This is a genomic window from Mesorhizobium sp. M2C.T.Ca.TU.002.02.1.1 (assembly GCF_003997225.1).
Genome location: NZ_RZTO01000960.1, coordinates 1 through 2,124, shown reverse-complemented (window position 1 = coordinate 2,124; position 2,124 = coordinate 1). Strand labels below are relative to the sequence as shown.

4 protein-coding genes are annotated in these 2,124 nt (G+C 64.6%); all 4 read right to left on the bottom strand.

All coding sequences use genetic code 11. From position 1 onward, the window contains the following. On the bottom strand, positions 1-201 hold a 201-nt coding region (locus EOD07_RS32010; protein WP_164772741.1), incomplete at its 3' end, for an HPr family phosphocarrier protein. Between the two features lie 47 nt (positions 202-248). After that, positions 249-629 carry a PTS glucitol/sorbitol transporter subunit IIA gene (locus EOD07_RS32005; RefSeq protein ID WP_040983208.1) on the bottom strand — a complete coding sequence of 127 codons (381 nt, stop codon included), beginning with the start codon at positions 627-629 and terminating at the stop codon, positions 249-251. Between the two features lie 28 nt (positions 630-657). Then, on the bottom strand, positions 658-1,662 hold the full coding sequence (locus tag EOD07_RS32000) for a PTS glucitol/sorbitol transporter subunit IIB (protein ID WP_040983210.1): 1,005 nt from the start codon (positions 1,660-1,662) through the stop codon (positions 658-660). 15 nt (positions 1,663-1,677) lie between these two features. After that, on the bottom strand, positions 1,678-2,124 hold a 447-nt coding region (locus tag EOD07_RS31995; RefSeq protein WP_281059106.1), incomplete at its 5' end, for a PTS glucitol/sorbitol transporter subunit IIC.

The following is a 2,124-nucleotide window of genomic DNA, read 5'->3' as shown; positions in this document are numbered from 1 at the left end:
GGCGCCGGTGGCGTGCATTTTTATTTCCTGGTGTGCCTGCACCGCCAGCAGCATCAGCTTGACCGAGCTCTTGGCGCTGACCGCCTTGCCGTCCTTGACCAGCTCGACATCGGATTCGAAACCCTTGGCGAGTTTCACGAACCGCGTGGCGGGACGGGCGTGCAAACCTTCGTGCACTCTGACGATGGTCGAGCGTTCCATGGCAATACTCTAGGTTTGGGCGCTATCGACAGACAGCGCGGATATTATCAGGCGGCGATGGTGATGACAGCGCCTGGAGTCAGGGCCGCCACGAGCGCGCCTGTGTCGACCTCGGATGCGCAGACTTCGCCGGGCCTTTCGGCCTCGGACGCTCCGTTGAAGGAGATCACGACATGGCCCATCTCGCGCACCTTGCTCCAGGCCGTGGAGCCGACCGCCGTTATCGTCGCCGAAACCGGGCCGAGCGTGATCGAAGCACCCTTTTGCGGCGCGGCGTCGCTGGGTCCCTGCTCGGTCAGGTGAAGCACGGAAACCTCGGCCAGTTCGGGAGGCGAGCCATCCGCGAAAAGGATGACCACGCCGCCCTCGGCGAGGTCCGCCACTTCGGGTCCGATAGCTGTGACCCGTGTCTTGAGAAGAACCGACATATGGCGAACCTCGTTTTTTACCAGTGATTTAGAACACGATCAGGGAGACGACCCATGCGATCAGCACGGAGACCGGGCCCATGATCTGGCGGCTGATGAGCACCGCCGGCACACCGATTTCGATCGTCTTCGGCTTGGCCTCACCGAGCGCCAGACCGACGGGGACGAAATCGCAACCCACCTGGGTGTTGTAGGCAAACAGCGCCGGCAGCGCCATTGCGGGCGAGATGGTGCCGTTGGCGATCTGCGGGCCGATGATGGCGACGCCGATGACCTGGGCGATGACCGCGCCCGGTCCCAGGATGGGCGACAGGAACGGCAGGCCGCAGATGGCCGAGATGACCAGCAGCCCGACGATGTTGTTGGCAAGCGGGCCCATCGGCTGCGCCAGCACGTCGCCGATACCGGTATAGAGGATAAGGCCGATCAGCATGGTCACGAAGGCCATGAAGGGCAGCACGTTGCGGACGACCTGGTCGATGGTGCGGCGGCCGGAGTTGAAGAAGATGCCGACGACGCGGCCCATGACGCGGCCGATCGAGCTGATCAGGCCGATAAGCCCGCCTTCGCTGGGCAGCGGCTCGGCCGCCCTTGCAGTGGTGTTGTTGCTTGAACTCATCGTTGCTGCTCCCCCCGCAGTGGTGACCGCTTCGGATCCGTCCGCCATTGTGACGTTGGCCGGCTTCACGCCCGAAACGTAGATATCTTCCGTGATGAACTGGGCGAGCGGACCCGCCTGGCCGACCGGCGTCAGATTGACGGTCGGGATACGCTTGCGCGGATAGACGCCGCAACGCGCGGTGCCGCCGCAGTCGACGACGACAACCGCCATCTCGCTTTCGATCGGCGGCGACTTGAAGCCGTCGACGGCCTGGGCGCCGGTCATGTCGGCAATGAGCTGCGCCACCGGATGGATGCCGCCGCCGGTCACCGACACGACCTTGTTGCGCTGCTCGGTCGGCTCGATGACCAGAGGGCCGCCCCAACCGGTGGAGCCCTTCGAGATCTTTACTGCCTTGTATGTCTTGGCCATGGTGTCCTCCCGCCCTTAGAGCTCGACGCCCTGGCGGCGTGCCATGATGGCCGTGATGCGCTCGGTCAGGATGCCCTTCAGCAGGATGACGACGAGGCCGACGATGGCGTACCAGATCGCCACCTTGACGTGATAGCCGTTGGCGATGACGCCCCGCTTCTCGAGGTCGAGCAGCGCGACCAGCATGCCGCCCCAGACGAAATACTCGCCGGGATTGATGTGCGGGAAGAGGCCGAGCGGCGGATGCACGTAGGACACCGCGGCGTCGTAGAAGGCGGGCTTGTGCTTTTCTTCCAGGAAGGAGCCGAAGGTGTAGGCCATCGGGTTGGTGAGGAAGAACACCGAAAGGACCGGCAGCACCGTATAGCGGGTCAGCGCGATGCGGCCCGCACCGCGGGCGAGGCCGTGGACGCGCTCCTCGCCGACCAGCTCGGTGACGGCGTAGAAGGCGGTCATCAGCAC

What these genes read in the sequence shown, in the direction of transcription:
- EOD07_RS32005 (WP_040983208.1), bottom strand. Translation starts at nt 629, where the DNA reads ATGTCGGTTCTTCTCAAGACACGGGTCACAGCTATCGGACCCGAAGTG.
- EOD07_RS32000 (WP_040983210.1), bottom strand. Translation starts at nt 1,662, where the DNA reads ATGGCCAAGACATACAAGGCAGTAAAGATCTCGAAGGGCTCCACCGGT.